This window comes from Terrabacter sp. R4-6 (assembly GCF_057529065.1).
Window position 1 is genome coordinate 3,402,440 of sequence record NZ_CP197224.1, and the last position, 24,181, is coordinate 3,426,620.

The window sequence follows — 24,181 nt, forward strand, 5'->3', positions numbered from 1 at the left end:
CTCGCCATGACCGGGGAAGCGCAGACGGACCGTAAGGTCGTGCTCGAGTCGACCCGCCTGCTCCTGCGGCCGTGGCGGGTCTCCGAGGCCGGCGTCCAGCGTCAGCTGTGGACCGAGCGCGACCCGCGCGTGCCGCCGCACCGGCGCATCGACGCGGACGGGCACCCCACGCTCCTCGAGCTCGAGCACTCGATCCGCACCGCGGATCCTTCCTCGACAGGCCTGCTGGCGGTCGAGCGCAAGGCCGAGGGCGATGTCATCGGCTACTGCGGTCTCGTGGACAGCGGACGCGGGGCCGACGCGGAGCCGGAGCTCGCGTTCGAGCTGCTGCGGCGCGTCTGGGGTCAGGGCTACGCGACCGAGGCCTCGGTCGCCGTCCTCGACTGGGCGAGATCGCTGGGCCACGAGCGCATCTGGGCCACGGTCTGGGACTGGAACGCTGCCTCACGGCGGGTGCTGGCGAAGGTCGGTTTCGTCGAGACCGACCGCAGGGAGGTGCACCCGGTCCACGGCACCACGCTCTTCACCGTGAGAGAGCTCTGAGCCGACCCGCCCCCGAACCGCCGCCCCCGAACCGCCGCCCCCGAACCGCCGCCCCCGAACCGCCGCCCCCGAACCGCCGCCCCCGAACCGCCGCCCCCGAACCGCCGCCTCAGAGCTGGGCCCTGAGCACGTCGATCTCGCACCCGGGCGCAGCAGGATCGAACCCGTGCTCGACGAGCCAGCGGATCGCCGTGAGGCTTCGGAGCGACCACCACGCGCGCACCACGTCGAGGTCGACGGCATCCGCGCCGTAGCCGGCGACGACGTCGTCGAGGTGCTCCGGGTGCCCCAGCGTCAGGCTCGAGATGTCGTACATCGCATCGCCCTGACCCGCCTCGGACCAGTCGAGGATGCCGGTGACCTCGTCTCCCTCGACGAAGACGTGGGCCACCTGCAGGTCGCCGTGCATGAACACCGGCGTCCACGGTCGCAGCGCGGCCTCGGCGAGCTCACGGTTGCGCTTGACGAGGTCGGCCGGCAGGACGTCGTTCGTCAGGAGCCACGTGCACTCGACGTCGAGGCTCGCCGCCTTCTCGTCCAAGCTCTTCCCGGACCACGCGGGCAACGGCGCGTCGTGCAGGACGCGGAGCGCGGCACCTGCCGCGGTCCACGCCGCGCCCGAGGCGGTCGACGGCCGGCCCAGGCGACCCAGCGCCACTCCGGGCAGCGCCGCGAGCGCGAGCACGGGCGGCCGGCGCCACAGGATCTCGGGGGTCGGGACCGGCGCCAGCGTCATCGCCTCGACCTCGACGTCGGAGTACGTCTGGTCGCCGTCGACCTTGAGGAACACGTCGCCGACGCGGAGCGTCGCGCGCGCCTGATGAGCCACCACGACCTCGACCTCGTCCACGTCCGTGTCCACGTCGGTCAGTGTCGCGTACGCAGCGAGCAGTGCCCACCCGTTTGTCGACCGGGGCACGAGGTAGCAGGTGGCCAGGGCGCCGCAGCACGACGGTGCCGCCGCGCCACCGCGACGTCACCGGACCCCGGGAGTTCCACCTACCCGGCGGGGTGGGCGCGCGCCCAGGCCACGATCTCGTCCGGCGAGTTGATGGCCGTGCCGTCGTCGAGCACGAGCACGGGGACGAAGAACGACCCGGTCAGGGCGTGCACCTCGCGACGAACCTTGCGCTGCAGGAACGTCGGGAGATGCTCCTGTCCTCGTGCCTTGACCACCTCGGGGCTGTGGCCGGCGTCGACCAGGGCTTGGTGCGCCTTGTGGCAGTCGTGGTGGTCGCTTCCGCCGGTGCCCCAGCAGATGTACAGCCTCATGAGCGTCTCCTCTGCCGGTGCCGGCCGGGCTGGCACCGATCCTAGACCGCACGCCGCGTCAGCGGCTGGGAGTCACGCCTTCGCCGCGAACATCCCGAGGCGGTCGGTGCCGAGCAGCGGGAAGACCGTCGACGACGAGAGCTGCGCACGCTTCTCGAGCGCCTCGGCGAGGATCGTCCGGTAGTCGGTGGTCCCCGCGAGGTCTCCGTTGTCGAGGTTGGCGGCAGCGAGGCCGGGCCAGCGGCCGTAGACCTGTCCGCCGCGCACGCCGCCGCCCATGACGAGAGAGACGTTGCCATGCCCGTGGTCGAGGCCGCCCGAGCCGTTCTGAGCGACGCGGCGACCGAACTCGCTGAGCGTCACGAGGGTCACGTCGCTCATCTGTGCGCCGAGGTCCTGGTTGAAGGCGGCGAGCGCCTGACCGAGCTCGGTGAGCTGGCGGAACATCCAGCCCGAGTCGCTGGAGCCGAGGCCCGAGTGCATGTCCCAGTTGCCGACGTCGATCGTCGCGGCGCGCAGCCCGATGCGGGCCTTGATGAGCCGCGCGAGGTCGCGCAGGGAGTCGCCGACGGCGCCCTTGGGGTATGCCGCCCCGTTGGCCGGGGTGTAGCCGGCCGCCTTGAGGGGTGACATCGTCGACAGCGCCCCGAGCGTCGCCTTCGCGGGCGCCGCGAGCGCAGCGGGCGCCCCGGCATACAGGGCGTTGAGGGCGGTCGTCCAACGGGCCTGCTCCTCGGGGGTGCTGGCCCCGCTGAGGCTGAAGCTGTCGACGGTGCGGATCGCGACCTCGGGGTTCGGGCCGATCATCGACTGGGGTGTCGTCGCCGACCCGACCGACGCGGACGCGAACGTCGAGACCGGGCCGCTCAGCCCGATCATCCGGTCGAGCCAGCCGGTGCGCAGCGACGAGCCGGGCGCGGCGTTCTCCATCGTGGCCATGGCCTCGAAGTGCGAGCGCGTGGGGTTGACCTGGCCGACCGCGTGGACGGCCGCGAGCCCGCCGGCGTCCCAGATCGGCTTGAGCGGCGCGAGGGCCGGGTGCAGGCCGAACATGCTGTCGAGCTTGATCGCCCGCGAGGCGGGGATCGCGATCGTGGGCCGCGCCGTGACGTACGCGGGGTCCCCGACGGGGGCCACGGCGGACAGGCCGTCGAAGCCGCCGCGCAGGCTGAGGATGACGATGGTGTCGCCGGTGTATGCCGTCCCGGCGAAGGCGAGCTGCGTCGCGGCGCTGGGGCCGGCGACGCCCACGACGGCGCCGAGCGCCCCGAGCGCCGAGGCGCCGGCCAGCAGCGTGCGGCGCGACACCTGGGAGGTGAGCGCCTCGCCCTGCGGGCAGCCGCACCCCTCCGCGATGACGGCGGGGCGCGACGAGGGCTGGGACGCAGGCGCGTTCGTCGGTGTGGTCATGGTCGTCCTCAGCGAGTCGCGAAGTTCGGGGAGTCGAGCAGGAGCGCGACGACGGACGGCAGCCGCCACGTCACGGCGGCCGACCCGGCCTTGAGCGTGTCGCCCGGCGCGTGGTCGAGAAAGCGGCAGATCGCGTCGCGCTGCGCGGTGGTCAGCGTGATGAGCAGCTTCGCGGCGAGCGCGGTGACGAGGGCGGCATACGTCGTCGGCAGCGGCGACGGCACGAGCGTCGTGAGGTCGGGGCGCTTCATCGCCTTGAGCGTCCAGCCGCCCGCGAGGCTGAGGTGGAAGTTCCAGCGGTTGAGCGTGCTCGACGCGCCGTTCCAGGCGGTGGCGACGTCCGGGTAGCCGTTCGGGGCGGGCCAGCCCATCGGCGCCTGCCCGAAAGAGCCCATCTGCCAGAAGAGGCTGCGCAGGTCGCTCGTCACCCCGGCCGCCGGCACGGGCTCGGGGGTCAGGCCGAGGATCCGGCACGACGCGAGGGCGTCCTCGTAGGGCGTGCGGATCTTCTGCCCGGTCGACGCCGCGAACTCGGGGGAGAGGAAGAGGGCCCGCAGCACCGGCGCGATGGCCGTGCCGTTCGCGAGGTAGACCTGGGCGAGCTTGCTGACGAGGGTCGCCGGGGGCGTGTCGCTGACGTAGCGCGTGACGAGCTTCGTCGCGATGCGGGTCGCCGTGGCCGGGTGGTTCGCGAGGTAGTTGAGGTAGAGCGTGGCCACGGTGCTGCCGCTCTCGGGTGTCGCGTTGGGGTCGCTCCAGCCGAGCACCTTGACGGTCCCGACGTGACGCCGGTTGGGACGGTAGTAGTAGAGACCCGACTCGGAGTCGACGCTGAGGCCGGTCAACGCGAGGGCCGACATCTTGACGTCCGCCTCGGTGAACGTCCCGATGCCCACGGTGTGCAGCTCGAGCAGCTCGCGGCCGTAGTTCTCGTTGGGCACCCTCTTCGTGCTGTCGGCGTTGTCGAGCACCTTGAGCATCGACGGGTGCCGTGCGGCGGCGTTGAGCATGTCGGAGTACTTGCCGAGCGCGTGCTTGCGGATGACGTCGCGCTGGAAGAGGTGCGAGCTGTCCCAGACCTCGCTGCTCGGGACCGGGACGACGAGGTGGTTGGTCCAGAAGTCGACGACCGTCTCGAGCAGCTGGCGGCGGGAGAAGAGCGCCCGGGCCAGGTGTGCCTCGACGAGGTCCATCATGACCGTCCACGTGTCGCCGCCCTCGAGGCGCTCGCGCACCTCCCACGTCTTCCACCCCAGGCGGGGCCAGCGCTTGAGCATGGTGTCCATGGCCGTGTCGGGCACCTTGGTCAGGGGGGCGAGCTGGGCGTCGAGCCACGCCGTCGTGCCCGTCGTGCGCACCTCGGACACCAGTGCCGCGGTCGGCCCGAAGGTGGCGCGCCGCAGCAGGTGGAGCACGGGGTCGGTCGTCGTGGCCGCCACCATCAGGCTCGGAGCCGCCGAGGTCGCCGCCGAGGTCGCCGCCGAAGTCTTCGCCGAGGTCTTCGCCGCGGACGCGGTCGTCGCCGTGGCCACGGCGAGCGCTGCGCCGCCGCCGAGCCCGGACAGCACGCGTCGCCGCGCCGGCGAGGCGGCCGACGGAGACTCGGGGGAGTGAGCGGTCATGCGAGGGACGGTACCCACCGGATCGGGCGTTGGCTCCGTTATCGGACATTTCGGTCAGCGTTCCCGAGCGGGTCGCAGGCGGGGCCGCTCCGGTAGCCTCCGGCCCATGCCGAGCGTGCCGCGATGATCGCCGACGAGACGCTGCGCCGGATGGTCGACGAGCTGACCGTCGTGCACGGGGTGGTCGGAGTCCTGCTCGGCGGCAGCCGGGCCCGAGGAGACGCGCTGCCGACGTCCGACGTCGACCTCGGCGTCTACTACGAGGGCACCCCCGACACCGTCGGGCTGAGCCGGCTCGCGAGCCGGTGGTCGGGGCGTGACGTCACGGTGGGCGAGCCCGGTTCGTGGGGTCCGTGGGTCGATGCCGGTGGCTGGCTCGACGTCGAGGGCACCGCCGTCGACTGGATCCTGCGCGACGTCGATCGTGTTGCAACGCAAGCTGATCGGGCGGCCCGGGGTGAGTTCGCCTTCCACCCGCAGGCAGGTCACCCGCTCGGCTTCCTCGACGTGTCGTATGCCGCCGAGCTGGCCACCGGGGTCGTCCTGGCCGACCCGTCCGGTCGGCTCGCGTCCCTCCGGACGGTCGTGACGGCATACCCCGTCGCCCTGCGCGACGCGATGGTCGGCGCCCTGTGGGAGGCCGACTTCCTCGTCGGCGCGGCCGGGAAGGGCGCCCGGCGCGAGGACACGTCCTACGTGTCGCTGGCGCTGGCCCGGGCGGTCCTGCTCTGCGCGCACGCGCTGCACGCCGACGCCGGGCGCTGGGTGACGAACGAGAAGGGCCTCGTGCCCGCCGTGGCGAGCCTGCCCGGGGCGCCGGCCGGCTTCTCGCGGGACGCCGCGCTCGCCCTGGGCTCGCTGGGCGCCACCGAGGACTCGCTCACCGCTGCCGTCGAGTCCGTGACGCGCCTGGTCGACGCGACCCGCGCTGCGCTCGGCGACCGCTGACCGGAGCGCTCGCGGGAGGCCGCCGCAGCACGGAGTCCAGCACGGAATCCTCTGCACGGTGGTCTGTCGGTGGCGGGCACGCGAAGGTTCGTTCGTTAGCCTGCTGGAATGACCGACGCCCCCAGGACCGACCCTGCCCCCAAGGCCGAGTCGCCCTCGGGCGATCCGCGTGCCGACCGCGTCGGGGCCGCCGTCAGGACGTGGCAGCGCACGCTCGTCGACCTCGGCGGACGCAACACGCTCCTCTGGTACCGCGACCTCCCCTCCGGCACCCTCGACCTGACGACCGCGCACCCCGGCGGGGTCTCGATGCTGCTCGCCGGCCGTCGCACGCGGCTGTCCGACCTCGTGCGCGAGCCCGCGGCCTTCGAGGAGGCCCGCCGCCGGGCGCGCGCCATCCGGTCCAAGGCGCTCGAGCTGCGCGAGGAGCGGGGCATCGCGGCCGGCTTCGTCGCTATCGGCATGGCCACGTGGTCCGTGCCGCGGGCCGCGCGTCCGCCGGCCTCGCCCGTGCTGCTGCGCTCGTGCGTGCTGCGTCCCACCGGCGCCGCCCAGGAGGACTTCGAGATCGACCTCGGCCCCGAGGCGGAGCTCAACCCCGTGCTGCGCGAGTACCTCCGCTCAGAGCAGGGCATCGAGATCGACGGCGACGCGCTCGCCGACCTCGCCACGGCGGGCAACGGCTTCGACCCCTACCCCGTGTATGCCGCGCTCGGCCACGCGTGCGAGCGCGTGCCCGAGTTCGAGATCACCCCGCGGCTCGTCCTCGGCACCTTCTCCTACGCCAAGCTCCCGATGGTCGCCGACCTCGCCCTGCAGGGCGACACCCTCGCCAACCACGACGTCGTCGCGGCGCTCGCTGGCGACGAGTCGGCACTCGCGGCCGTGCGGCTGCGCCTGCCGGCGAGCGATCCCGACCCCGACCCGGAGCACGAGTACCTCGTCCTCGACGCCGACTCCTCCCAGCACGCGGCCATCGACGCCGTACGCGCGGGCGCCCACCTCGTCGTCAAGGGACCTCCCGGCACGGGCAAGTCGCAGACCATCGTCAACCTCATCGCCTCGCTCGCGGCCGAGGGCAAGTCGACGCTCTTCGTCGCCGAGAAGCGCGCCGCCATCGACGCGGTGCTCAGCCGCCTCGACCGGCTCGGGCTCGGTGACCTCGTGCTCGACGCCTACGACGGGCCGACGAACAAGCGCGCGACCGCGCAGCAGTTCGCCAGGAGCCTCGACGCCGCGGTCGAGAACGACACCCCCGAGACCGATCGCACGACCTCGACGCTGCGCGACCGGCGGGCTCGCCTGCAGAAGCACGTCGAGGCGCTCCACGCCGTGCGCGACCCGTGGGGCGTGTCCGCGCACGACGCCCAGGAGGCGCTCGTCGAGCTCGGCACGCGCACGCCTCCGCCGACGTGCCACGTGCGCCTCGGCAGCCGCGACCTCGCGGGCCTGAGCCGCCCGCGCGCCGTCGAGCTCGGCCGACGGCTGCGTGACGCGGCCGGCCTCGGCGCCTGGACCCGGGACGGCGACGACCCGTGGTTCGGCGCCCGCATCCTCACCGCCGACGACGCGGCTCGCGCGCTCGACGTCACGACGCGGCACAGCACGAGCGGCCTCGACGAGGCAGCCCGTCAGCTCAACCGGATCCTCTCGGAGTCCCGTGTGCCCGAAGCGAACTCGCTCGAGGACTGGAAGTCGGCCTTCGCGACGATGTCGAGCGTCCGCGAGACTCTCGAGGTCTTCCGGCCCGAGGTCTTCGACATCCCGCTCAAGGAGCACATCGCCGCCACGGCGACGCGCGACTGGCGCGAGGCGCGCGACGTCGACATGGGGTGGCTCGACCGGTGGAAGATCCGTCAGCAGACCAAGCGACTCCTGCGCCCCGGCCGCCCACCGGCCAACCTCCACGAGGAGCTGGTGTCGGCCAGCGAGCAGCGCGAGCACTGGTTCGAGCTCGTCGGTGGGGGCGGTCGGCCCGAGATCTCGCCGCGCCTCGACGAGGGGCTGGCACTGCTGGCCGACCTCACCACCGACCTCGAGTGGCTCGACAACCGGCTCCAGGCCGGGCCCGACGGGAGGACGCTGACGTCCCTTCCGCTTCGCGACCTGCGTGACCGGCTCGCCGCGCTCGCGAGCCGACCCGACCGGATCGCGGTGCTGCCCCAGGTCACGTCGGCCCTCGACGAGCTGCGCTCGAACGGGCTAGGCCCGGTCGTCGACGACCTCGCTGCCCGTGGGATCCCCACCGACCAGGTCACGGCCGAGGTGGAGCACGTGTGGTGGGCCTCCCTCGCCCAGGAGATCACCGTCCGCGACCCGGCCTACGGCGCCCACGACGGCGCCGGCCTGCGCCGCGACGTCACCGAGTTCGCCGAGGCCGACCGGGCCCACCAGTCGGCGACCGTCGACCGGGTGCGCGCCGCGGTCGCCCGCAACATCCGCGAGGTCCTCGCCGACCACCCGGCCCACGAGGCGCTCGTGCGCGCCGAGGCCGGCAAGGCCCGACGGCACAAGCCGCTGCGCGACCTCATGCCGCAGGCGTCGGCGACGCTCACGGCGATCAAGCCGTGCTGGGCGATGAGCCCGCTCGTCGTGGCGTCGACGCTCCCGCCCGGCCGCTGGTTCGACGTCGTCATCTTCGACGAGGCCTCGCAGGTGCAGCCGGCCCAGGCGATCTCGGCGATCTCGCGCGCCCGGCAGGTCGTCGTCGCCGGTGACGAGCGCCAGCTCCCGCCGACGAACTTCTTCACCGTCGTGTCCGACGACGAGTCCGACGCGTCGGCCCCCGCCGACGAGACCCTCACGGAGGGCTTCGAGTCGGTGCTCGACGTGCTCGCCGCAGCCCTGCCGACCCGCAACCTCACGTGGCACTACCGCAGCCGCGACGAGCGCCTCATCGCCTTCGCCAACGACGCGATGTACGACGGTCGCCTCACGACCTTTCCCGGCACCTCGCTCGAGTCGGCCGTGACGTTCGAGCCGGTCGACGGTCAAGCGGTCGTCCAGCCCGGCGTCGACACCATCGAGACGACCGACGGCGAGGTGGCCCGCGTCGTCGAGCTCGTCCTCGAGCACGCCCGCACCCGACCCGCCGAGTCGCTCGGCGTCATCGCCCTCGGCATCAAGCACGCCGACCGCCTCGAGGAGGCGATCACCGAGGCGCTGCGCACCGCGCCCGACGTCGCCGCCTTCTTCGACGACTCCCGCGACGAGCGCTTCTTCGTCAAGAACCTCGAGCGCGTCCAGGGCGACGAGCGCGACGCGATCATCCTGTCGATCGGCTACGGCAAGACGCCGCACGGCCGGGTCCTGCACCGCTTCGGCCCGCTCAACAACGAGGGCGGCGAGCGACGGCTCAACGTCGCCATCACCCGCGCCCGCGCCCGGATGACCGTCGTGTCGGCGCTGCGCGCCGTCGACCTCGACCCCGATCGGCTCAAGGCGCGCGGCGCACTCATGCTCCGTGACTTCCTCGCGTACGCCGAGAGGCGCGGTGGCGTCGGCGACGACGACACCCTCTTCGCCTCGGCCCCGACCACCGTCGACCCCCTGCGGCACGACCTTGCCGAGCGCCTGCGCCGCCAGGGCCTCACGGTGCACGAGGACTACGGAACCGCGACCCACCGCATCGACATCGCCGTCGAGGACCCCTACCACCGGGGTCGGGCCCTCGTCGCCGTCGAGACCGACGGGAGCAGGTATGCGGCCCTGCGCAGCACGCGCGACCGTGACCGCCTGCGCCCCGAGCAGCTCGCCCGCCTCGGCTGGGTGCACGAGCGGGTCTGGAGCACGGACGTGTTCCGTGACCCCGCGCGCGAGATCGCCCGCATCGTGACGCTCGCGCGCACGTCGTCGCCGCCCCGCGAGACCGAGCCGGGTGCGTCGACCGGGTCGACGCCCGACGAGGCAAGCGGCTCGACCGGCGGCGCCGACGGTGTTGGGGCGACCTCCGACGGCTCCCGTGCGGCGGCGGACACGACGTCCCCGGACGGGTCCGGCGCCTCGACGGCCGAGCCCGCCCCGGCCCCGAAGCGCAAGCGGCGCAGGGTGTTCCGCAAGGGGACCGGTGCCGCGGACAGCACGCCCGAGGTCGACGCGAGCGAGCCGGGCGCAGCTCTCGGCCGCAGCAGCGACGAGCTCGACCTCGGCTGGGGCGAACGCCCCTCCGGGTCAGGTCTCGGCGACCGATGGCTCGAGGAGCAGCGACCCCCGCACTACGAGTGACCTGAGCTGACCTCCTGACACCCCGGCGCGGCAGCCGGGGCACCCGGAATGCCGTGACCTCGCGCGGCGTTGTGGGCCTCATGAACACGACGACACCGTTCTCGCTGCGCCTCTCCTGGGCCCAGGGTCTCTTCGAGCGAGGTGACCACGTGGCCGCCGCGAGCGCCCTGGCCGAGCTCGTCGACGAGGTCGAGTCGTCGCGCACGGCCGGGGCCGTCGACGACGGCGTGCTCCACTCCGTCACGGACCTGCGGCTCATGCTGGCCCGCGCCTACTTCCAGTCGGCCCAGCTCGGACGGGCCGAGGCGACCCTCAACGAGGTCATCGAGCAGTCGCCGACCGACTCCTACGCGCACCTGCTGCTCGGCCGCACGCTTCAGCGTGCGGGTCGGCACGCCGAGGCCGCGCGTCCGCTCGCCCTCGCCGAGGTGCTCGGCGACTACGAGCGCCCCGAGGCCTACGGCAGCGCCACCGGCGTCACTGGTCCCACCGACCCCGCCTGACCCGCCACCCCGTCGAGTGGCCCCGTCGTCACACGGGACGTGTGCACCCACCCTCGAGTGGCCCCGTCGTCACACGAGACGGGTGCGCCCACCCTCGAGTGGCCCCGTCGTCACATGTGACGGGTGGTGCGGGGAGGCCACTCGACGTGGGGGTCGAGTGGGCACTTCGGTACCGGGACGGGGCCGCTTGGCCCTGGGGGCGTACGAAGGTGCCCACTCGACGTGGGGGTCGAGTGGGCACTTCGGTACCGGGACGGGGCCGCTTGGCCCTGGGGGTGTACGAAAGTGCCCACTCGACCTGATGGTCGAGTGGGCACTTCGGTTCGTGTCGAGGATCAGCGGGCGCGGAGGCTGTCGCGGATCTCGGTGAGGAGGATGACCTCCTCGGAGGGGGCCTCGGGCTCGGGCTCGACACCCGCCTTGCGTCGCTCGGCGAGGTGGTTCATCGGGACGACGACGATGAAGTAGACCGCGGCGGCCACGATGACGAAGCTGATCAACGCTGTGAGGAACGCGCCTAACGCGACCCCGCCGGGCCTGTAGTCGGAGAAGTTCGGGGTGCCACCGAGCTTGCCGAGCAGGTCCATGATGACCTTGACGAAGGCGTCCACCACCTTGGCGAACGCGGTGCCGATGACGACGGCGACCGCGAGGTCGACGACGTTGCCCCGCATCAGGAAGTCCTTGAAACCCTTGATCATGCGCGTCCCTTTCTGTGCCCCCGGACGGGGTGATCTCGATGCCTCGGGGTCGGATCGCGACCCGCCCCCGAGCGTCCTGCCTGTCTGCTGAGCCTGCGGCCCGTGTGCGACGCTGCGACGAGAGTGGCGCGTGAGGCGACACTCCGGGCATCCCGAAGCCTACTGCGCTGGTCCCGACCCGCGGCGGACGGCGACGACCAGACTCTGACCGGCCTCGAGAGCGCTGAGGCCCCGCGCCACCTCGGCGGCCTGTGTCGGGTCGAGAGCCAGGGTCACTCGCGCAGGCGCGCCCGAGCCGAGTCCGGTCGACTCCTCCGGAGCGCGGACGGTGAGGACGACGACGTCGGTCGCGGCCCGCGTGCCGGATCCGGTGGCGTAGAGGTCGACGTGGTCACCCGGTCGGACCCCGACCGAGGCGGCGTCGAGGACGGGGACACTGAGGGCCACGCGGCCGGCGGGCTGGCCCGCGAGCAGGTCGCGCCCGACGAGACGCTCCGGCGTCACGACCTCTCGGGCCGAGAGGGGAGCGGCGGCGGACCGGCCCACCACCTCCTCCACCCTCGACAGCGCCGTCACGGGCCGCTGCCCGTCCGGGCGGGCACTGAGCGCGACGTCGTCGGACCCGATCGTCTGGCCGGCCGCGACGTCCCGGGCCATGACGACGGTCGGCACGCCCGCACCTCCGGCGGGCGTGGGGCGCAGGGCAGCGACCGTGACGAGCACCGCCAGCGCGGCGAGGCCCGCCGCAGCCCACCGTCGCCAGCGCGCGCGCCGGGCCCGGCGTCGCCGGGGACCGTCGGGCCACGCCGCCCGGCCCCGCTCGCGACGCCACGAGGATCCCCACCGCCCGCCGGCCATGATCAGGGGAGCGGGAAGGGCAGCTCGAGGCCGTCGAGGCTTCGGCGGCACGGGCAGGTTGCCGTCGCGTCGGGCTCGTGGGCGGGCATCTGGCCGATCGCGTCACGCAGGATCGAGGTGAGGTGCTCGACGTTGGTCGCGAAGACCCGCAGCACCTCCTCGTGCGTGACGGCGTCGCCGCCCTCGACGCCGGCGTCGAGGTCGGTGACCATGGCGATCGTCGTGAAGCACATGGCCAGCTCGCGGGCCAGGGCCGCCTCGGGCATCGTCGTCATGCCGACGATGCCGAACCCGGCTCGCTGGTGCATGAGCGACTCCGCGCGGGAGGAGAACCGCGGCCCGTTGACCACGACGAGAGTGCCGTCGGTGACGACCTCGAGCGCCGAGAGCCGGGCCGCGTCGACGGCGACCTGGCGGCCGTTGGGGCAGTACGGGTCGGCGAACCCGACGTGGACGACGGGCCCCTCGGCCTTGTAGATCGTGTGGGCCCGACCCCACGTCCGGTCCACGACCTGGTCGGGCACGACGATGGTGCCCGGCCCGTGCTCGGGCCTGAGCGACCCGACCGCACAGGGGGAGAGGATCTGGCGGACGCCGACTGCCCGCAGAGCCCAGAGGTTCGCGCGGTAGTTGACGCGGTGCGGCGCGAAGCGGTGGTCCTTGCCGTGTCGAGCGACGAAGGCGACGCTGCGGCCCTCGACCTCACCGATGACGAGGGGTTCGCTCGGGCGCCCGAACGGGGTCTCGACGTCGACGGTCTCGTAGTCGTCGAGGAACTCGTAGAGGCCGGACCCGCCGATGACGCCGATCTCGGCGCGCGGACCGTCGAGGGGCTCGCCGGGCGCGCCCGGGACGGCGGGGTCGGACAGGGTCGTCTGCTCAGTCGTCATGCGAGGAGCCTAGGGCGGGCACCCGGCCCGCCGGACGGCATACGCCCTCGGGTGGGGACAACGTCCCCCGAGATCAGGAGGCTGTGGACGACGAGCCGGACGTCGACCCCGTCCCAGACGAGGTGGACGCGGTCTTCGACGGCGTCGACGTGCCGGAGCCGCCTGACGAGCCGCCCGACGAGCCGCCCGACGAGCCGCCAGACGAGTCGGAGGACGACGAGGTCGACGACGAGCCGCCGTCCTTCTTCTTCTCTCCCGAGCCCGCACCGTCGGAGGCGGCCGGCGTCGAGGCACTCTTGGACGCCGCACGCGAGTCGGTCTTGTAGAAGCCCGAGCCCTTGAAGGCGATGCCGACCGGGTGGATCACCTTGCGCAGCCGAGGCTCGCCGCACTCCGGGCACACCGTCAGGGAGTCGTCGGTGAACGACTGGCGGATGTCGAAGGCGTGGCCGCACTCTTGGCACGCGTAGGAGTAGGTGGGCACAGGTGAACCTCGGACGTCGGGAGCGGAAGATGACCGAGGGTCAGTCTACGGCCAGCCGGCGAGGCGCCCGCCGCGGCTGATCTCGCGGATGCGCCGCTCGGTGCGCTGCTTGACCTTCGAGGTCGTGACGACGAGCAGCCGGTCGCCGTGGCGGATCGTCGTGTGCCGCTCGGGCACGAACCCCTCGCCACCGCGCACGACCAGCGTGACGTTGGCGCCCTTGGGCAGGCGCAGCTCGAAGACGGCGACCCCGTGCAGCCGCGACTCGGCGCCGACCGTCACCTGGATGACGTCGGCGCTGATCTCCATGAGGGAGGTCGACTCGAGGTCGACGTCGACGGAGTGCACCTGCTCGGTGAGCCCGAGCCGCCTGGCCACCCAGGGCAGCGACGGCGCCTGCACGATCGTGAAGATGACGACGAGCATGAAGACGAGGTCGAAGATCCACTCCGTGTCGGGGGTCCCGACGACGAGCGGCACGGTCGCGAGCACGACCGGCACCGCGCCGCGCAGGCCGGCCCACGACAGGAAGACCTGGTCGCGCCAGGGCACCCTGAACCACGACACCGAGGCGACCACCGACAAGGGGCGGGCGACGAGGAGCAGCACGAGGCCGATGACGATCGCCGGCACGAGCTGTTCGTCGAGGCGGGTGGGGTCGGCGAGCAGACCGAGCAGCACGAAGAGCCCGATCTGCGCGATCCACCCGAGCGCGGTGGCGAAGCTCTGGAACGCCACCCGGTTGGGCAGACCCATGTTGCCGAGCACGAGGGCCGAGAGGTAGGTGGCGAGGAAGCCCGAGACGTGGATCGCGGCGCCGACGGCATACGCGAGCACGGTGAGCGCGACGACACCGATGGAGAAGAGGGCGGACGACGCGCCTGCCACGCGGTGCAGCACCTGGCCGCCGAGCCAGCCCACGGCCACCCCGACGAGCGCGCCCCCCGCGAGCTCGAGGGCGGCGTGCAGGAGCAGCACCCACCACGGGTCGGCCTCGCCGCCCGGCACCCCCTGGGCGGCGAAGGCGACGACGAGGATGACGACGGGGGCGTCGTTGAAGCCCGACTCCGCCTCGAGCATCCCGGACAGCCGCTTGGGCAGCGGCACGTTGCGCAGCACGGCGAAGACGGCGGCGGCGTCGGTCGAGGTGACGATGGCGCCCATGAGGAGCGAGATCGTCCACGACAGCGGGAGGAAGGCGTGCGCGGCCACGGCCACGACGAGCACCGACACGACGACCCCGACCGTCGAGAGCACCGCGGCCGGGGCCACCGAGTCCTTGATGTTCGACCACGACGTCGTCAGGCCGCCCTCGGCGAGGATGAGCACGAGCGCGGCGTAGCCGAGGACCCGCGTGATCGACGCGTCGTCGAACTGGATGCCGGCGCCGGCGTTGCCGAGCGCCAGCCCGATGCCCAGGTAGATGAGCAGCGAGGGCAGGCCCGAGCGGACCGACAGACGCACGGCCGCGACGGCCACGAGGAGCACGAGCGAGCCGATCAGGAGCACACGCGTCAGGTCGTCGAGGTCCATGGTCGACGACGTGATGCTCGCGAGTGCGGTCAACGGCAGCTCCTCAGGTGTGGGCCAATCCAACCATCCCGGCGCCGGCTCCCGTGGAGCGGTCCGCGGGCGTGGCCCGCGGGTCCAGTGCGTTTGTCGTCGGTTCGGCAACGATGTGGCGCGGCCCCGCACGGGCTGCGAGCTGCGCTCTCCGCCGTGGCCTAGGCTCGTCGCGTGTCACGGTTGAAGCGCGCCCGTCGGATCGTCCTGCTCGTCGCCGTCCTCGTCGTCATGGCGGTGGTCGGCGTCGGGATCCTGGCGATCGGGGTGGTGCGGCAGTCGTTCCCCGAGACCTCCGGACAGCTCGAGATCGAGGGCCTGACGAGCTCGGTGTCCGTGCATCGCGACGCCCAGGGCGTCCCCACGATCTACGCCGACAACGCGAACGACCTCTTCCGGGCGCAGGGCTTCGTCAGCGCCCAGGACCGCTTCTTCGAGATGGACCTGCGCCGCCACGTCACGGCCGGCCGCCTCTCCGAGCTCGTCGGCAGCGCCGGCATCGACAAGGACAAGGTCATCCGCACGATGGGCTGGCGCCGCGTCGCCGAGCAGGAGCTGCCCAAGCTCGCGCCCGAGACCCGGCAGTACCTCCAGGCGTACGCCGACGGCGTCAACGCGTACATCAAGAAGGCCGAGACGCCCGAGAAGATGTCGCTCGAGTACACCGTGCTCGCGCGCCGCAACCCCGGCTACCGCGTCGAGCCGTGGACGCCCGTCGACTCGCTCTCGTGGCTCAAGGCGATGGCCTGGGACCTGCGCGGCGACTACAACGACGAGCTCGCCCGCGCGCGCCTCTCGCGCACGACGCGCTCCCTCAAGCAGATCAACCTGCTCTACCCGCCGTATCCCGTCGACCGCAACCAGCCGATCCTGTCGGAGCAGGACTGGCAGCCGGCGTCGGAGAGCGAGCAGGCGGCGAGCCCCGAGCCGACGGCCCTGACGGCGATGCGCTCGGAGGACGGCAACGCCGCCATCGACTCGGCGCTCGCGTCGGTCAACACGGTCCCGTCGAGCCTCGGCCGGGGTGACGGCATCGGCTCGAACTCGTGGGTCGTCTCGGGCTCACGCACGACGACGGGCAAGCCGCTGCTCGCCAACGACCCGCACCTCGCCCTGTCGATCCCCGGCATCTGGGGCCAGGTCAACCTCCAGTGCCGCACCCTGAGCGCGGCCTGCCCGTTCCAGGTCTCGGGTTTCGCCTTCTCGGGGCTGCCCGGCGTCGTCATCGGCCACAACGACAAGGTGGCCTGGGGCATGACCAACCTCGGCCCGGACGTCACCGACTTCTACCTCGAGCAGGTCTCGGGCGACTCCTACCTGCGCGACGGCCTCAACGCGCGGATCGTCAAGCGGGAGGAGACCATCAAGGTCGCCGGCGGCGCGGACGTGCCGCTGACGGTGCGTTCGACGGTGCACGGCCCGATCCTGTCGGACGTCGTCCCGGCCATCGACGCCGCGGGCGACCGCAGCGTCGTGCGCGGGGCGCCGCAGTCCAACCGGTATGCCGTGTCGCTCGCGTGGACCGCGCTGACCCCGGGCACGACGGCCGACGCGATCTTCGCCCTCAACAAGGCCACGAACTGGGCGGACTTCCGCAAGGCTGCGGCCCTCTTCTCGGTGCCGTCCCAGAACCTCGTCTATGCCGACACCGCCGGTCACATCGGCTACCAGGCGCCCGGCAAGATCCCGGTCCGTCGCTCGGCGACGCCGGGCTCGCCCCCGGGCTTCTGGCCGTCGCCCGGCTGGGACTCGCAGTGGGACTGGAAGGGCTACGTCGCCTTCGAGGACCTGCCCCACGCCTTCGACCCGGCCGAGGGCTTCCTCGTCACGGCCAACCAGGCGGTCACCGCGAGCCCGACCCCCTTCCTCACGTCCGAGTGGGACTACGGCTTCCGGGCCCAGCGCATCCGCACGCTGCTCTCGGCGACGCCGAAGGTCTCGCCAGAGACGATGTCGCAGATCCAGGGCGACACCCGCAACACGTACGCCCCGGGCCTCGTCGAGCGCCTCCTCGCCGTGCAGGTCGACGACTTCACCGCCCAGGCCCAGCGCCTGCTGCGCGACTGGGACGGCAGCCAGCCCAACGACAAGACCCGCGACTCCGCGTCTGCGGCGTACTACAACGCGGTGTGGAAGCACCTGCTCGAGTTCACCTTCGACGAGCTGCCGCCCGACATCGCGGCCGACGGCGGCAGCCGGTGGATGGTCGTCATGGAGCAGCTGCTCAAGGACCCGAAGAACGACTGGTGGGACGACAAGACGACGCCCGGCGTCACGGAGGGGTCCGGTGAGATCCTCAAGCGGGCGCTCGTCGAGGCCCGTCTCGACCTCGCCCGTGAGCTCGGCAAGGTGCCGGCCACGTGGCGCTGGGGCCGCCTGCACTCGCTTGACCTCACGCACCAGGTCATGGGCGCCGACGGCGTGCCCGAGCTCGTCCAGAACCTCTTCAACCGCGACGACATCGAGCTCGGCGGCGGCAACTCCATCGTCAACGCCAACGCGTGGAACGCCTCGAAGCCCGGCTACGACGTGACGAGCGGCCCGTCGATGCGCATGGTCGTCGACCTCGGCAATCTCGACGCGTCCCGCTGGGTCAACTCGACCGGGCAGTCGGGCCACGCCTACGACGACCACTACTCCGACCAGGTCGACGCGTGGGCGGCCAACGAGACCTTCGCGTGGCCGTTCAGCGCGACGGCGGTGCGCGACGCGACCGACGACGAGCTGACGCTCGTGCCGCCGTCGTCGACCTCCACCCCGTAGCAACCGCGGTTCGCGGCGCGTCCCGGGGCCCGTGGCCCGATGGCGTATGCCGTGTGCCGGGCCCCCGTGGTCGGCGCGTCGGTGCGTCGGCGCGTCAGCGCAGCCGAACGACGCGACCGGTCGTCGTGACGTAGCCGTCGACCGGCAGGTCGTGCGCGTCGGCCGGGAGGTCGGTGTCGCTCTGCTCGCCCTCGTGGAGCAGGGTGACGACGGGGGTGGCCGGGTCGCGGTGGAGCAGCGCGCGGTCGTAGCAGCCGCCGCCCTGACCGAGCCGGGTGCCGTGGGCGTCGACGGAGAGCCCGGGGGTGACGACGAGGTCGCACGTGGCGAGGGCGTCGGTGCCGAGCCAGCCCCGCCGGTCGTCGGCGTCCGGTGCGTGGCCGCCGTGGCCGGGGCGGCGCACGGTGGCGTGGTCGCCCGAGGCGCCCGGGACGGCATACCTCCACTCGAGCGAGAAGTCACCCTGCACGACGGGCACGATGACCTCGTGGCCCGCCGCGAGGAGGGCCTCGACGAGGCGGCCGGTCGGCGGCTCGTCCGGGAGGGACTCGTAGACGGCCACCCGGGACGGGTCGGGCACGAAGCGGAGCACGGCCTCGGCGATCGCCGACGCGGCAGCGTCGCGCGCAGCCGGGGTCAGGTGCGCAGCGATCTCGCGCCGCCGGGCCCGTGCCGCGTGACGCAGGTCACGCTTGCCCAGGCCGCTCACGGGGGGCACATTCCGCGCACTCGGGTGACGCACATGCGGCCCATCGTAAGGTGATGCCCATGAGTGACCAGGGGCTCCATGCGTCCGTCGCACTGATGCGCGACCGGGGCCTCGGTCCCGAGGCGATCAGGGTGTTCGAGCACTACTACGAGCAGCTGCAGGCCGGGGCCCTCGGCACCATCCCCGAGGAGTCCATCGAGCCGCTCGGCGAGGTGCAGACCCTCCGCGAGGTGCAGGTGTCCGACGCGGAGGCGCGCGAGGCGCTGTCGCGCACCGCGGTCATCAAGCTCAACGGCGGCCTCGGCACCGGGATGGGCATGACGGGCGCGAAGTCGGCGCTCGAGGTCAAGGACGGCCTGACCTTCCTCGACATCATCGCGCTGCAGGTGCTGGCCCTGCGCGAGCGCTGGGGCGTCGAGCTCCCGCTCGTGCTCATGAACTCCTTCCGCACGTCGGAGGAGTCGCTCAAGATCCTCGCGAAGTACCCGGACCTGCCCGTCGACGGGCTGCCGCTCGACTTCATCCAGAACGCCGAGCCCAAGCTGCGCCCCGACGACCTCATGCCGGTGAAGTGGCCCGACGACCCCGAGCTCGAGTGGTGCCCCCCGGGCCACGGCGACATCTACGTCTCGCTCGTGACGTCCGGCGTGCTCGACTCCTTGCTCGAGAAGGGGATCCGCTACGCGTTCCTCTCCAACTCCGACAACCTCGGCGCGACGTGCGACCCCGACGTCGCAGCGTGGATGGTCGAGCACGGGCTGCCCTACGTCGCCGAGGTCTGCAAGCGCACGAAGAGCGACCGCAAGGGCGGCCACCTCGCGGTGCGCAAGTCCGACGGCCGGATCGTGCTGCGCGACACGGCGATGGTGGCCGAGGGGGAGGAGCGCTACTTCCGCGACATCAAGCGCCACAACACCTTCAACGCCAACAACGTGTGGATCAACCTCGAGGTGCTGCGAGAGCGGATGACGGCCAAGCAGGGCGTCCTCGGCCTGCCGATCATCGTCAACCACAAGAACGTCGACCCCGCCGACCCGAGCTCGCCCGAGGTCATCCAGATGGAGTCGGCGATGGGCACGGCGATCGAGGTTTTCGAGGGGTCCGAGGCCATCCTCGTGCCGCGCACGCGCTTCCGGCCGGTCAAGACGACGAACGACCTGCTCGTCATCCGGTCCGACTTCTTCTCCCTCGACGAGGGATACCACGTCGTCGCGACCGTCGACGCGCCCGAGCCCTACGTCGACCTCGACTCGGCCTACCGCTTCGTGTCCGGCTTCGAGCAGCGCTTCCCCAAGGGCGTGCCCTCGATGCGCGACTGCACGAGCCTGCGGGTCATCGGCGACCCCGTCTTCGGCCGCAACGTCCGCTGCGTCGGCGACGTGCTCATCGACGGCTACCGCCGGGTCCTCGACGACGCCGTGCTCGGCGAGCTGCCGACGCCCACGCCGGCGCCCGTCACGACGCCGGGCGACGTGCGCACGGTCGACGAGCACCTCAAGGCCATCCTCTCGACGCTCGAGCCGTCGCCGACCGAGTGGACGCCGCTCACCGAGGCCCTCGGCCTCGTCGTGGCCCGCGACGTCCGTGCCAAGGTCAACCTCCCGCACTTCGACAACTCCTCGATGGACGGGTATGCCGTCCGCGCCGAGTCGCTCGCGTCCGCCGGTACGTCCCCGGTGCGGTTGCGCATCGTCGGCGAGGTGGCCGCGGGGGCCTACCCGACCTTCACGGTCGGCGTGGGCGAGGCGGCCCGGATCATGACCGGCGCCCCGATCCCCGAGGGTGCCGACGCGGTCATCGCCGTCGAGGACACCGACGCGGCCGCGACGGGCGAGGTGGAGTGTCGCGTGGCGGTCTCGCCCGGTCGCTTCATCCGTCCACAGGGCGAGGACGTGTCGTCCGGCGAGGTCATCGTCTCGGCGGGCGAGGTCGTCGGCGCCCGCACCATCGCGCTGCTCGCGGCCTGCGGGCACGCCGAGGTCGAGGTCCACCGGAGGCCGCACGTCGTCGTGCTGTCGACCGGTGCCGAGCTCGTCGAGCCCGGAAAACCCTTGCAGCCAGGTCAGATCCACGACTCCAACTCGTCGATGCTCTGGGCCGCCGCGGTCGGCGCCGGTGCCTCCGCCGAGATCCGGGCCGCCGTCGGCGACTCTGACGAGGAGCTGCTCGCCGTGCTCGACGAGGTCGTCGCCGAGGCCGATGTCGTCATCACGAGCGGTGGCGTCTCGATGGGCGCCTACGACGTCGTCAAGAGCGCCCTGCGCAACGAGGGCATCGACTTCGTCAAGGTCGCGATGCAGCCCGGCAAGCCCCAGGGCTACGGCCTGCTGACCGGACCCGGTGGCAAGCAGGTGCCGCTCTTCGCCCTGCCCGGCAACCCGGTGTCGTCGTTCGTGTCGTTCGAGGTCTTCGTGCGGCCGGCGCTGCGCCGGCTCATGCGCCTGGCCCCCGAGAAGCGCCGGCTGCGGCCGGCGACCCTCATCTCCGGCGTCGAGTCCTTCGGCGGCCGGCGCCAGTTCGGCCGTGCCGTGGTGTCACGGTCGGCCGAGGGCACGCTCGTCGCCGTCCCCGTGGCGGGCCAGGGCTCGCACTTCGTGGCCGACCTGTCCCGGGCCAACGCCCTTTTCGTCGTGCCCGAGGACGTGACCGAGCTCGTCGCCGGCGAGGTCGTCGACGTCCTCGTCCTCGACAAGGAGTCGTGATGAGCGACGAGATGCCCGAGGCGGCGGCTCCCCAGACAGCGCCGCCCGAGACGGTGCGGCCCGAGGGGCCGGCGTTGACGCACGTGCGGGCCGACGGCAGCGCCCACATGGTCGACGTGTCGGCCAAGGCCGTGACCGCGCGCGAGGCCAGCGCGGCCGGACGCGTGCTGCTCAGCGCCGACGCCGTCGCGGCGCTCCGCTCGGGGAAGGTCCCCAAGGGCGACGCCCTGGCGGTCGCCCGGATCGCGGGCATCCAGGCCGTCAAGCGCACACCCGAGCTCATCCCGCTCGCGCACCCGATCGCCGTGCACGGCGTCGAGGTCGACGTGACGGTGGCCGACGACGGCGCCGACATCACGGCGACGGTGCGCACCGCCGACCGCACGGGCATCGAGATGGAGGCCCTGACCGCGGTGTCGGTCGCCGCGCTCGCGCTCATCGACATGGTCAAGGCCGTCGACAAGCACGGCCGCATCACGGACGTGCGCGTCACGGCGAAGTCCGGTGGCCGGTCGGGGGACTGGCGTGAGTGAGGGCGGGGGTGAGGGCATGGCCGAGGGCATGGCCGAGGGGCCGGGAGCGGGCCGTCGCGCGGTCGTCGTCACGTCCTCGACGCGGGCCGCCGCCGGCGTCTACGCCGACAGGTCCGGTCCCGTCATCGTCGAGCGGCTCCGCGCGTGGGGCTTCGAGGTGGGCGAGCCGGTCGTCGTGGCAGACGGTGACGAGTTCGGCCTGGCGCTGCGCGAGGTCCTCGCGAGCGAGCCCGAGCTCGTGCTGACGACGGGCGGCACCGGGCTCACCCCGAACGACGTGACGCCCGAGCAGACGGCCCCCCTGCTCGACCGGATCGTCCCCGGCGTCGCCGAGGCGATCCGCGCGGCGGGCGTCGCCAAGGGGGTCCCGACGGCGATGCTCTCGCGGGGTCTCGTCGGGCTCGCCGGGCGCACCCTCGTCGCCAACCTCCCGGGGTCGCGCGGCGGCGTGGCCGACGCGCTCGACGTGCTCGAGCCGGTCCTGGGCCACGCCCTCGACCAGATCCCCGGCAGTGACCACTGACGTGGTGGCACGGATCCGACTGCGGCACTGCGTGATCCGTCCTGGGTCGAGGTCGAGGGGAGCGGCCGCATGAGGATGCCGTGGCGCCCGCACCGGGACGGTCAGGCGCGCTGGCCCGTCGTCCTGCGTGACGGCTCGTCCGAGCCGCCGATCGTGCTGCGCCCCCTGCGTCTGGACGACGAGCGCGACTGGCAGCGCGTGCGGCGTGACAACGCGGCATACGTCCAGCCGTGGGAGCCGACCCTGCCGCCGGGCTCACCGGCCCGGGCGCCGGTCTCGTTCCGGCAGTTCGTGCGCGACCTCGACACCGAGGCGCGCGCCGACCGCGCCATGCCGTGGTGCATCGAGGTCGGCGGCCGCATCGTGGGCCAGGTCCACCTCTTCGGGATCGTCCGCGCGGCGCAGCAGTCCGGCGCCGCCGGCTACTGGCTCGACGAGTCCGTCACCGGGCAGGGCATCGCGACCCGAGCCCTCGCGATGGCGGTCGACCACGCGCTGGGCGCGGGTGGGCTGCACCGCGTCGAGGTCAACATCCGGCTCGACAACCTGCCCTCGCTGCGCGTCGTCGAGCGGCTCGGCCTGCGCGACGAGGGCGTTCGAGAGCGCTTCCTCCACATCGACGGCGCGTGGCGTGACCACCGGTCCTTCGCCGTCACGACCGAGGACCTGGCCGGTTCGACCCTCACGGCTCGCCTGTCACAGGTGTAACACCAGCCTCTTGCGCGACACGCCTCGAATGTGCGAGGCCGTTACCGAACCGCGTCCTACCGTGGGTCACGTGCCAGTCAGCAGCCTCATCTTCGTCGTCATCGTGGCGATCTGGGCTGCCTATCTCGTGCAGCACTGGGCCCGCCGGCGTGAGGACGCAGCCGCGACCCGGTCGGTCGAGGGCTTCTCCGAGGCCATGCGCGTCCTCGAGAAGCGACCCGCGCTGCCGACCGTCGCGCTGAGCACCCCCCGGCCGCACTCGTACGCCGTCAAGCCCGCCAACGCCGGCCGGCCCACGGTCGACGTGAAGCGGGCCGTCCCGGCCGGCACGTCGCGCCGCCACTCGCCGCTCGTCGCCCGGCGCTCCGACGAGCGGGTCCTCGCGACCTCGCTCGCCGCCTCGGGCGCACCGTCGGACCCGAGCCACACCGACCACGACATCGCCCCCTACGCCGAGGTGGACCGCATGCCCGAGTCAGCGCGCCCGACGAGCCACGGAGCCGAGCGACGCCCCGCGCGTCCAACGGGTCCGGCGCCCGTCCGGGTGCCGCTGGCGCAGCGCCGTCTCCGAGCGGCGCTGCTTCTCGTCGCGGTCGCGTGGCTGCCGGTCTCCGTCGTGCTGACGGTCACCGACGTCCTCATGTGGATCTCGATCCCGTTCGCCGTGCTCACCGTCGCCGCCGTGCTCGTGTGGCTGCGGGCCGAGGCCCAGGCCGACCGCCTGCGCACCGGCTCCGACGCCGCGGGACGCGCGCACGGCCGCCGGCGCGCTCGTCGCCACGACGCGCGGGACGCGGCGCACCACGTGCCGGTCCTCTCGAGCGACGACACGCAGATCATCCGCAGCACCGGCGCGGCGACGCCGTCGGAGGGCGTCGCGGTCGCGCGGGAGTCGCAGGTCGTCGTCGCCCAGCACGTCGAGCCCGGCGTCTTCGACGTCCAGGCGGCGGTCACCGGTGAGGTGCCGGTCGCCGTGGCGGCCGTCGAGCAGCCCGCCGAGGGCAGCTGGAGTCCCGTCCCCGTGCCGCGCCCGACCTACTCGCTCAAGGCCAAGGCCGAGCCGCGCTACACCGAGTCGGGCATCCCGGCCGACGTCTTCGACACCCCCGAGTTCGCCGACGAGGCCGAGGAGCTCGACGACCGGGCCCTCTTCGCCCGTCGCGCCGTCTCCCAGTAACGCCGGCTCGCTCCCCGCTCGCTCCCGGCTCCCGTAGGCGGTCCGTGT

20 protein-coding genes and 1 pseudogene are annotated in these 24,181 nt (G+C 72.9%); 11 read left to right on the plus strand and 10 right to left on the minus strand.

All coding sequences use genetic code 11. From position 1 onward, the window contains the following. Positions 1-6: 6 nt before the first annotated feature. On the plus strand, positions 7-543 hold the full coding sequence (locus ACSSS0_RS15950) for a GNAT family N-acetyltransferase (protein ID WP_487228755.1): 537 nt from the start codon (positions 7-9) through the stop codon (positions 541-543). 109 nt (positions 544-652) lie between these two features. Here ACSSS0_RS15950 and ACSSS0_RS15955 read toward each other — a convergent pair whose 3' ends face one another. The 4 genes from ACSSS0_RS15955 to ACSSS0_RS15970 form a co-directional block, all read right to left on the minus strand. Beyond that, the gene (locus tag ACSSS0_RS15955) at positions 653-1,405 is read right to left on the minus strand and encodes a phosphotransferase family protein (protein ID WP_487228756.1); all 753 of its coding nucleotides are present in this window, start codon (positions 1,403-1,405) and stop codon (positions 653-655) included. A gap of 137 nt (positions 1,406-1,542) precedes the next feature. Continuing rightward, entirely contained in the window at positions 1,543-1,815 is a 273-nt protein-coding gene (locus tag ACSSS0_RS15960; RefSeq protein ID WP_435986975.1) for a thioredoxin domain-containing protein, read from the minus strand. Positions 1,816-1,887: 72 nt separating this feature from the next. Beyond that, complete coding sequence (locus ACSSS0_RS15965; RefSeq protein ID WP_487228757.1) at positions 1,888-3,225, minus strand: DUF1501 domain-containing protein; 1,338 nt, start codon at positions 3,223-3,225, stop codon at positions 1,888-1,890. Positions 3,226-3,233: 8 nt separating this feature from the next. Then, positions 3,234-4,847, minus strand: coding sequence for a DUF1800 domain-containing protein (locus ACSSS0_RS15970; RefSeq protein WP_487228758.1), 1,614 nt, complete (start codon positions 4,845-4,847; stop codon positions 3,234-3,236). Between the two features lie 123 nt (positions 4,848-4,970). Between ACSSS0_RS15970 and ACSSS0_RS15975 the strand changes: the two genes are divergently transcribed. The 3 genes from ACSSS0_RS15975 to ACSSS0_RS15985 all read left to right on the plus strand — a co-directional run bounded on the left by ACSSS0_RS15975 (position 4,971) and on the right by ACSSS0_RS15985 (position 10,522). Continuing rightward, the gene (locus ACSSS0_RS15975) at positions 4,971-5,795 is read left to right on the plus strand and encodes a nucleotidyltransferase domain-containing protein (protein ID WP_487228759.1); all 825 of its coding nucleotides are present in this window, start codon (positions 4,971-4,973) and stop codon (positions 5,793-5,795) included. Positions 5,796-5,903: 108 nt separating this feature from the next. Further along, complete coding sequence (locus tag ACSSS0_RS15980) at positions 5,904-10,019, plus strand: AAA domain-containing protein (protein ID WP_487228760.1); 4,116 nt, start codon at positions 5,904-5,906, stop codon at positions 10,017-10,019. Between the two features lie 80 nt (positions 10,020-10,099). Then, positions 10,100-10,522, plus strand: coding sequence for a tetratricopeptide repeat protein (locus ACSSS0_RS15985; RefSeq protein ID WP_487228761.1), 423 nt, complete (start codon positions 10,100-10,102; stop codon positions 10,520-10,522). Positions 10,523-10,857: 335 nt separating this feature from the next. On the opposite strand, the gene mscL is transcribed toward ACSSS0_RS15985, so the two are convergent. The 3 genes from mscL to ACSSS0_RS16000 form a co-directional block, all read right to left on the minus strand. Further along, entirely contained in the window at positions 10,858-11,223 is a 366-nt protein-coding gene (gene mscL / locus ACSSS0_RS15990; protein WP_487228762.1) for a large conductance mechanosensitive channel protein MscL, read from the minus strand. A 159-nt stretch (positions 11,224-11,382) separates the two neighbouring features. Next, complete coding sequence (locus ACSSS0_RS15995; protein ID WP_487228763.1) at positions 11,383-11,895, minus strand: SAF domain-containing protein; 513 nt, start codon at positions 11,893-11,895, stop codon at positions 11,383-11,385. Positions 11,896-12,083: 188 nt separating this feature from the next. Continuing rightward, positions 12,084-12,971: an S-methyl-5'-thioadenosine phosphorylase gene (locus tag ACSSS0_RS16000; RefSeq protein ID WP_487228764.1), complete on the minus strand. Its 888-nt coding sequence runs from the start codon at positions 12,969-12,971 to the stop codon at positions 12,084-12,086. An 83-nt stretch (positions 12,972-13,054) separates the two neighbouring features. Between ACSSS0_RS16000 and ACSSS0_RS16005 the strand changes: the two genes are divergently transcribed. Next, the gene (locus tag ACSSS0_RS16005) at positions 13,055-13,297 is read left to right on the plus strand and encodes a hypothetical protein (protein ID WP_487231232.1); all 243 of its coding nucleotides are present in this window, start codon (positions 13,055-13,057) and stop codon (positions 13,295-13,297) included. A gap of 14 nt (positions 13,298-13,311) precedes the next feature. On the opposite strand, the pseudogene ACSSS0_RS16010 reads toward ACSSS0_RS16005, so the two are convergent. Both ACSSS0_RS16010 and ACSSS0_RS16015 read right to left on the minus strand, forming a co-directional pair. Continuing rightward, positions 13,312-13,455 (minus strand): annotated as a pseudogene (locus ACSSS0_RS16010) (FmdB family zinc ribbon protein); the annotation flags it as partial. 45 nt (positions 13,456-13,500) lie between these two features. Then, positions 13,501-15,021, minus strand: coding sequence for a potassium/proton antiporter (locus ACSSS0_RS16015; RefSeq protein ID WP_487228765.1), 1,521 nt, complete (start codon positions 15,019-15,021; stop codon positions 13,501-13,503). A gap of 228 nt (positions 15,022-15,249) precedes the next feature. Between ACSSS0_RS16015 and ACSSS0_RS16020 the strand changes: the two genes are divergently transcribed. After that, positions 15,250-17,781, plus strand: coding sequence for a penicillin acylase family protein (locus tag ACSSS0_RS16020; RefSeq protein ID WP_487231216.1), 2,532 nt, complete (start codon positions 15,250-15,252; stop codon positions 17,779-17,781). A gap of 94 nt (positions 17,782-17,875) precedes the next feature. Here ACSSS0_RS16020 and ACSSS0_RS16025 read toward each other — a convergent pair whose 3' ends face one another. Beyond that, positions 17,876-18,490: a 5-formyltetrahydrofolate cyclo-ligase gene (locus ACSSS0_RS16025; protein WP_487228766.1), complete on the minus strand. Its 615-nt coding sequence runs from the start codon at positions 18,488-18,490 to the stop codon at positions 17,876-17,878. A gap of 59 nt (positions 18,491-18,549) precedes the next feature. Between ACSSS0_RS16025 and ACSSS0_RS16030 the strand changes: the two genes are divergently transcribed. The 5 genes from ACSSS0_RS16030 to ACSSS0_RS16050 all read left to right on the plus strand — a co-directional run bounded on the left by ACSSS0_RS16030 (position 18,550) and on the right by ACSSS0_RS16050 (position 24,133). Next, positions 18,550-21,192, plus strand: coding sequence for a UTP--glucose-1-phosphate uridylyltransferase (locus tag ACSSS0_RS16030; RefSeq protein ID WP_487228767.1), 2,643 nt, complete (start codon positions 18,550-18,552; stop codon positions 21,190-21,192). Then, positions 21,192-21,725, plus strand: a complete 534-nt coding sequence (moaC, locus tag ACSSS0_RS16035) for a cyclic pyranopterin monophosphate synthase MoaC (RefSeq protein ID WP_487228768.1) — start codon at positions 21,192-21,194, stop codon at positions 21,723-21,725. The genes ACSSS0_RS16030 and moaC overlap by 1 nt, the downstream gene beginning before the upstream one ends. A 28-nt stretch (positions 21,726-21,753) precedes the next feature. Then, positions 21,754-22,248, plus strand: coding sequence for a MogA/MoaB family molybdenum cofactor biosynthesis protein (locus ACSSS0_RS16040; protein WP_487231217.1), 495 nt, complete (start codon positions 21,754-21,756; stop codon positions 22,246-22,248). A 69-nt stretch (positions 22,249-22,317) separates the two neighbouring features. Next, positions 22,318-22,956: a GNAT family N-acetyltransferase gene (locus ACSSS0_RS16045; RefSeq protein WP_435986963.1), complete on the plus strand. Its 639-nt coding sequence runs from the start codon at positions 22,318-22,320 to the stop codon at positions 22,954-22,956. Between the two features lie 70 nt (positions 22,957-23,026). Further along, positions 23,027-24,133 carry a hypothetical protein gene (locus ACSSS0_RS16050; protein ID WP_487228769.1) on the plus strand — a complete coding sequence of 369 codons (1,107 nt, stop codon included), beginning with the start codon at positions 23,027-23,029 and terminating at the stop codon, positions 24,131-24,133. The last annotated feature ends 48 nt before the right edge of the window (positions 24,134-24,181 follow it).

Bases quoted from the DNA above. Each gene is read 5' to 3' on its own strand.
- ACSSS0_RS15950 (WP_487228755.1), top strand. From the start codon at position 7: ATGACCGGGGAAGCGCAGACGGACCGTAAGGTCGTGCTCGAGTCGACC.
- ACSSS0_RS15960 (WP_435986975.1), bottom strand. From the start codon at position 1,815: ATGAGGCTGTACATCTGCTGGGGCACCGGCGGAAGCGACCACCACGAC.
- ACSSS0_RS15965 (WP_487228757.1), bottom strand. From the start codon at position 3,225: ATGACCACACCGACGAACGCGCCTGCGTCCCAGCCCTCGTCGCGCCCC.
- ACSSS0_RS15970 (WP_487228758.1), bottom strand. From the start codon at position 4,847: ATGACCGCTCACTCCCCCGAGTCTCCGTCGGCCGCCTCGCCGGCGCGG.
- ACSSS0_RS15975 (WP_487228759.1), top strand. From the start codon at position 4,971: ATGATCGCCGACGAGACGCTGCGCCGGATGGTCGACGAGCTGACCGTC.
- ACSSS0_RS15980 (WP_487228760.1), top strand. From the start codon at position 5,904: ATGACCGACGCCCCCAGGACCGACCCTGCCCCCAAGGCCGAGTCGCCC.
- ACSSS0_RS15985 (WP_487228761.1), top strand. From the start codon at position 10,100: ATGAACACGACGACACCGTTCTCGCTGCGCCTCTCCTGGGCCCAGGGT.
- mscL (WP_487228762.1), bottom strand. From the start codon at position 11,223: ATGATCAAGGGTTTCAAGGACTTCCTGATGCGGGGCAACGTCGTCGAC.
- ACSSS0_RS16000 (WP_487228764.1), bottom strand. From the start codon at position 12,971: ATGACGACTGAGCAGACGACCCTGTCCGACCCCGCCGTCCCGGGCGCG.
- ACSSS0_RS16020 (WP_487231216.1), top strand. From the start codon at position 15,250: ATGGCGGTGGTCGGCGTCGGGATCCTGGCGATCGGGGTGGTGCGGCAG.
- ACSSS0_RS16030 (WP_487228767.1), top strand. From the start codon at position 18,550: ATGAGTGACCAGGGGCTCCATGCGTCCGTCGCACTGATGCGCGACCGG.
- moaC (WP_487228768.1), top strand. From the start codon at position 21,192: ATGAGCGACGAGATGCCCGAGGCGGCGGCTCCCCAGACAGCGCCGCCC.
- ACSSS0_RS16040 (WP_487231217.1), top strand. From the start codon at position 21,754: ATGGCCGAGGGGCCGGGAGCGGGCCGTCGCGCGGTCGTCGTCACGTCC.
- ACSSS0_RS16045 (WP_435986963.1), top strand. From the start codon at position 22,318: ATGAGGATGCCGTGGCGCCCGCACCGGGACGGTCAGGCGCGCTGGCCC.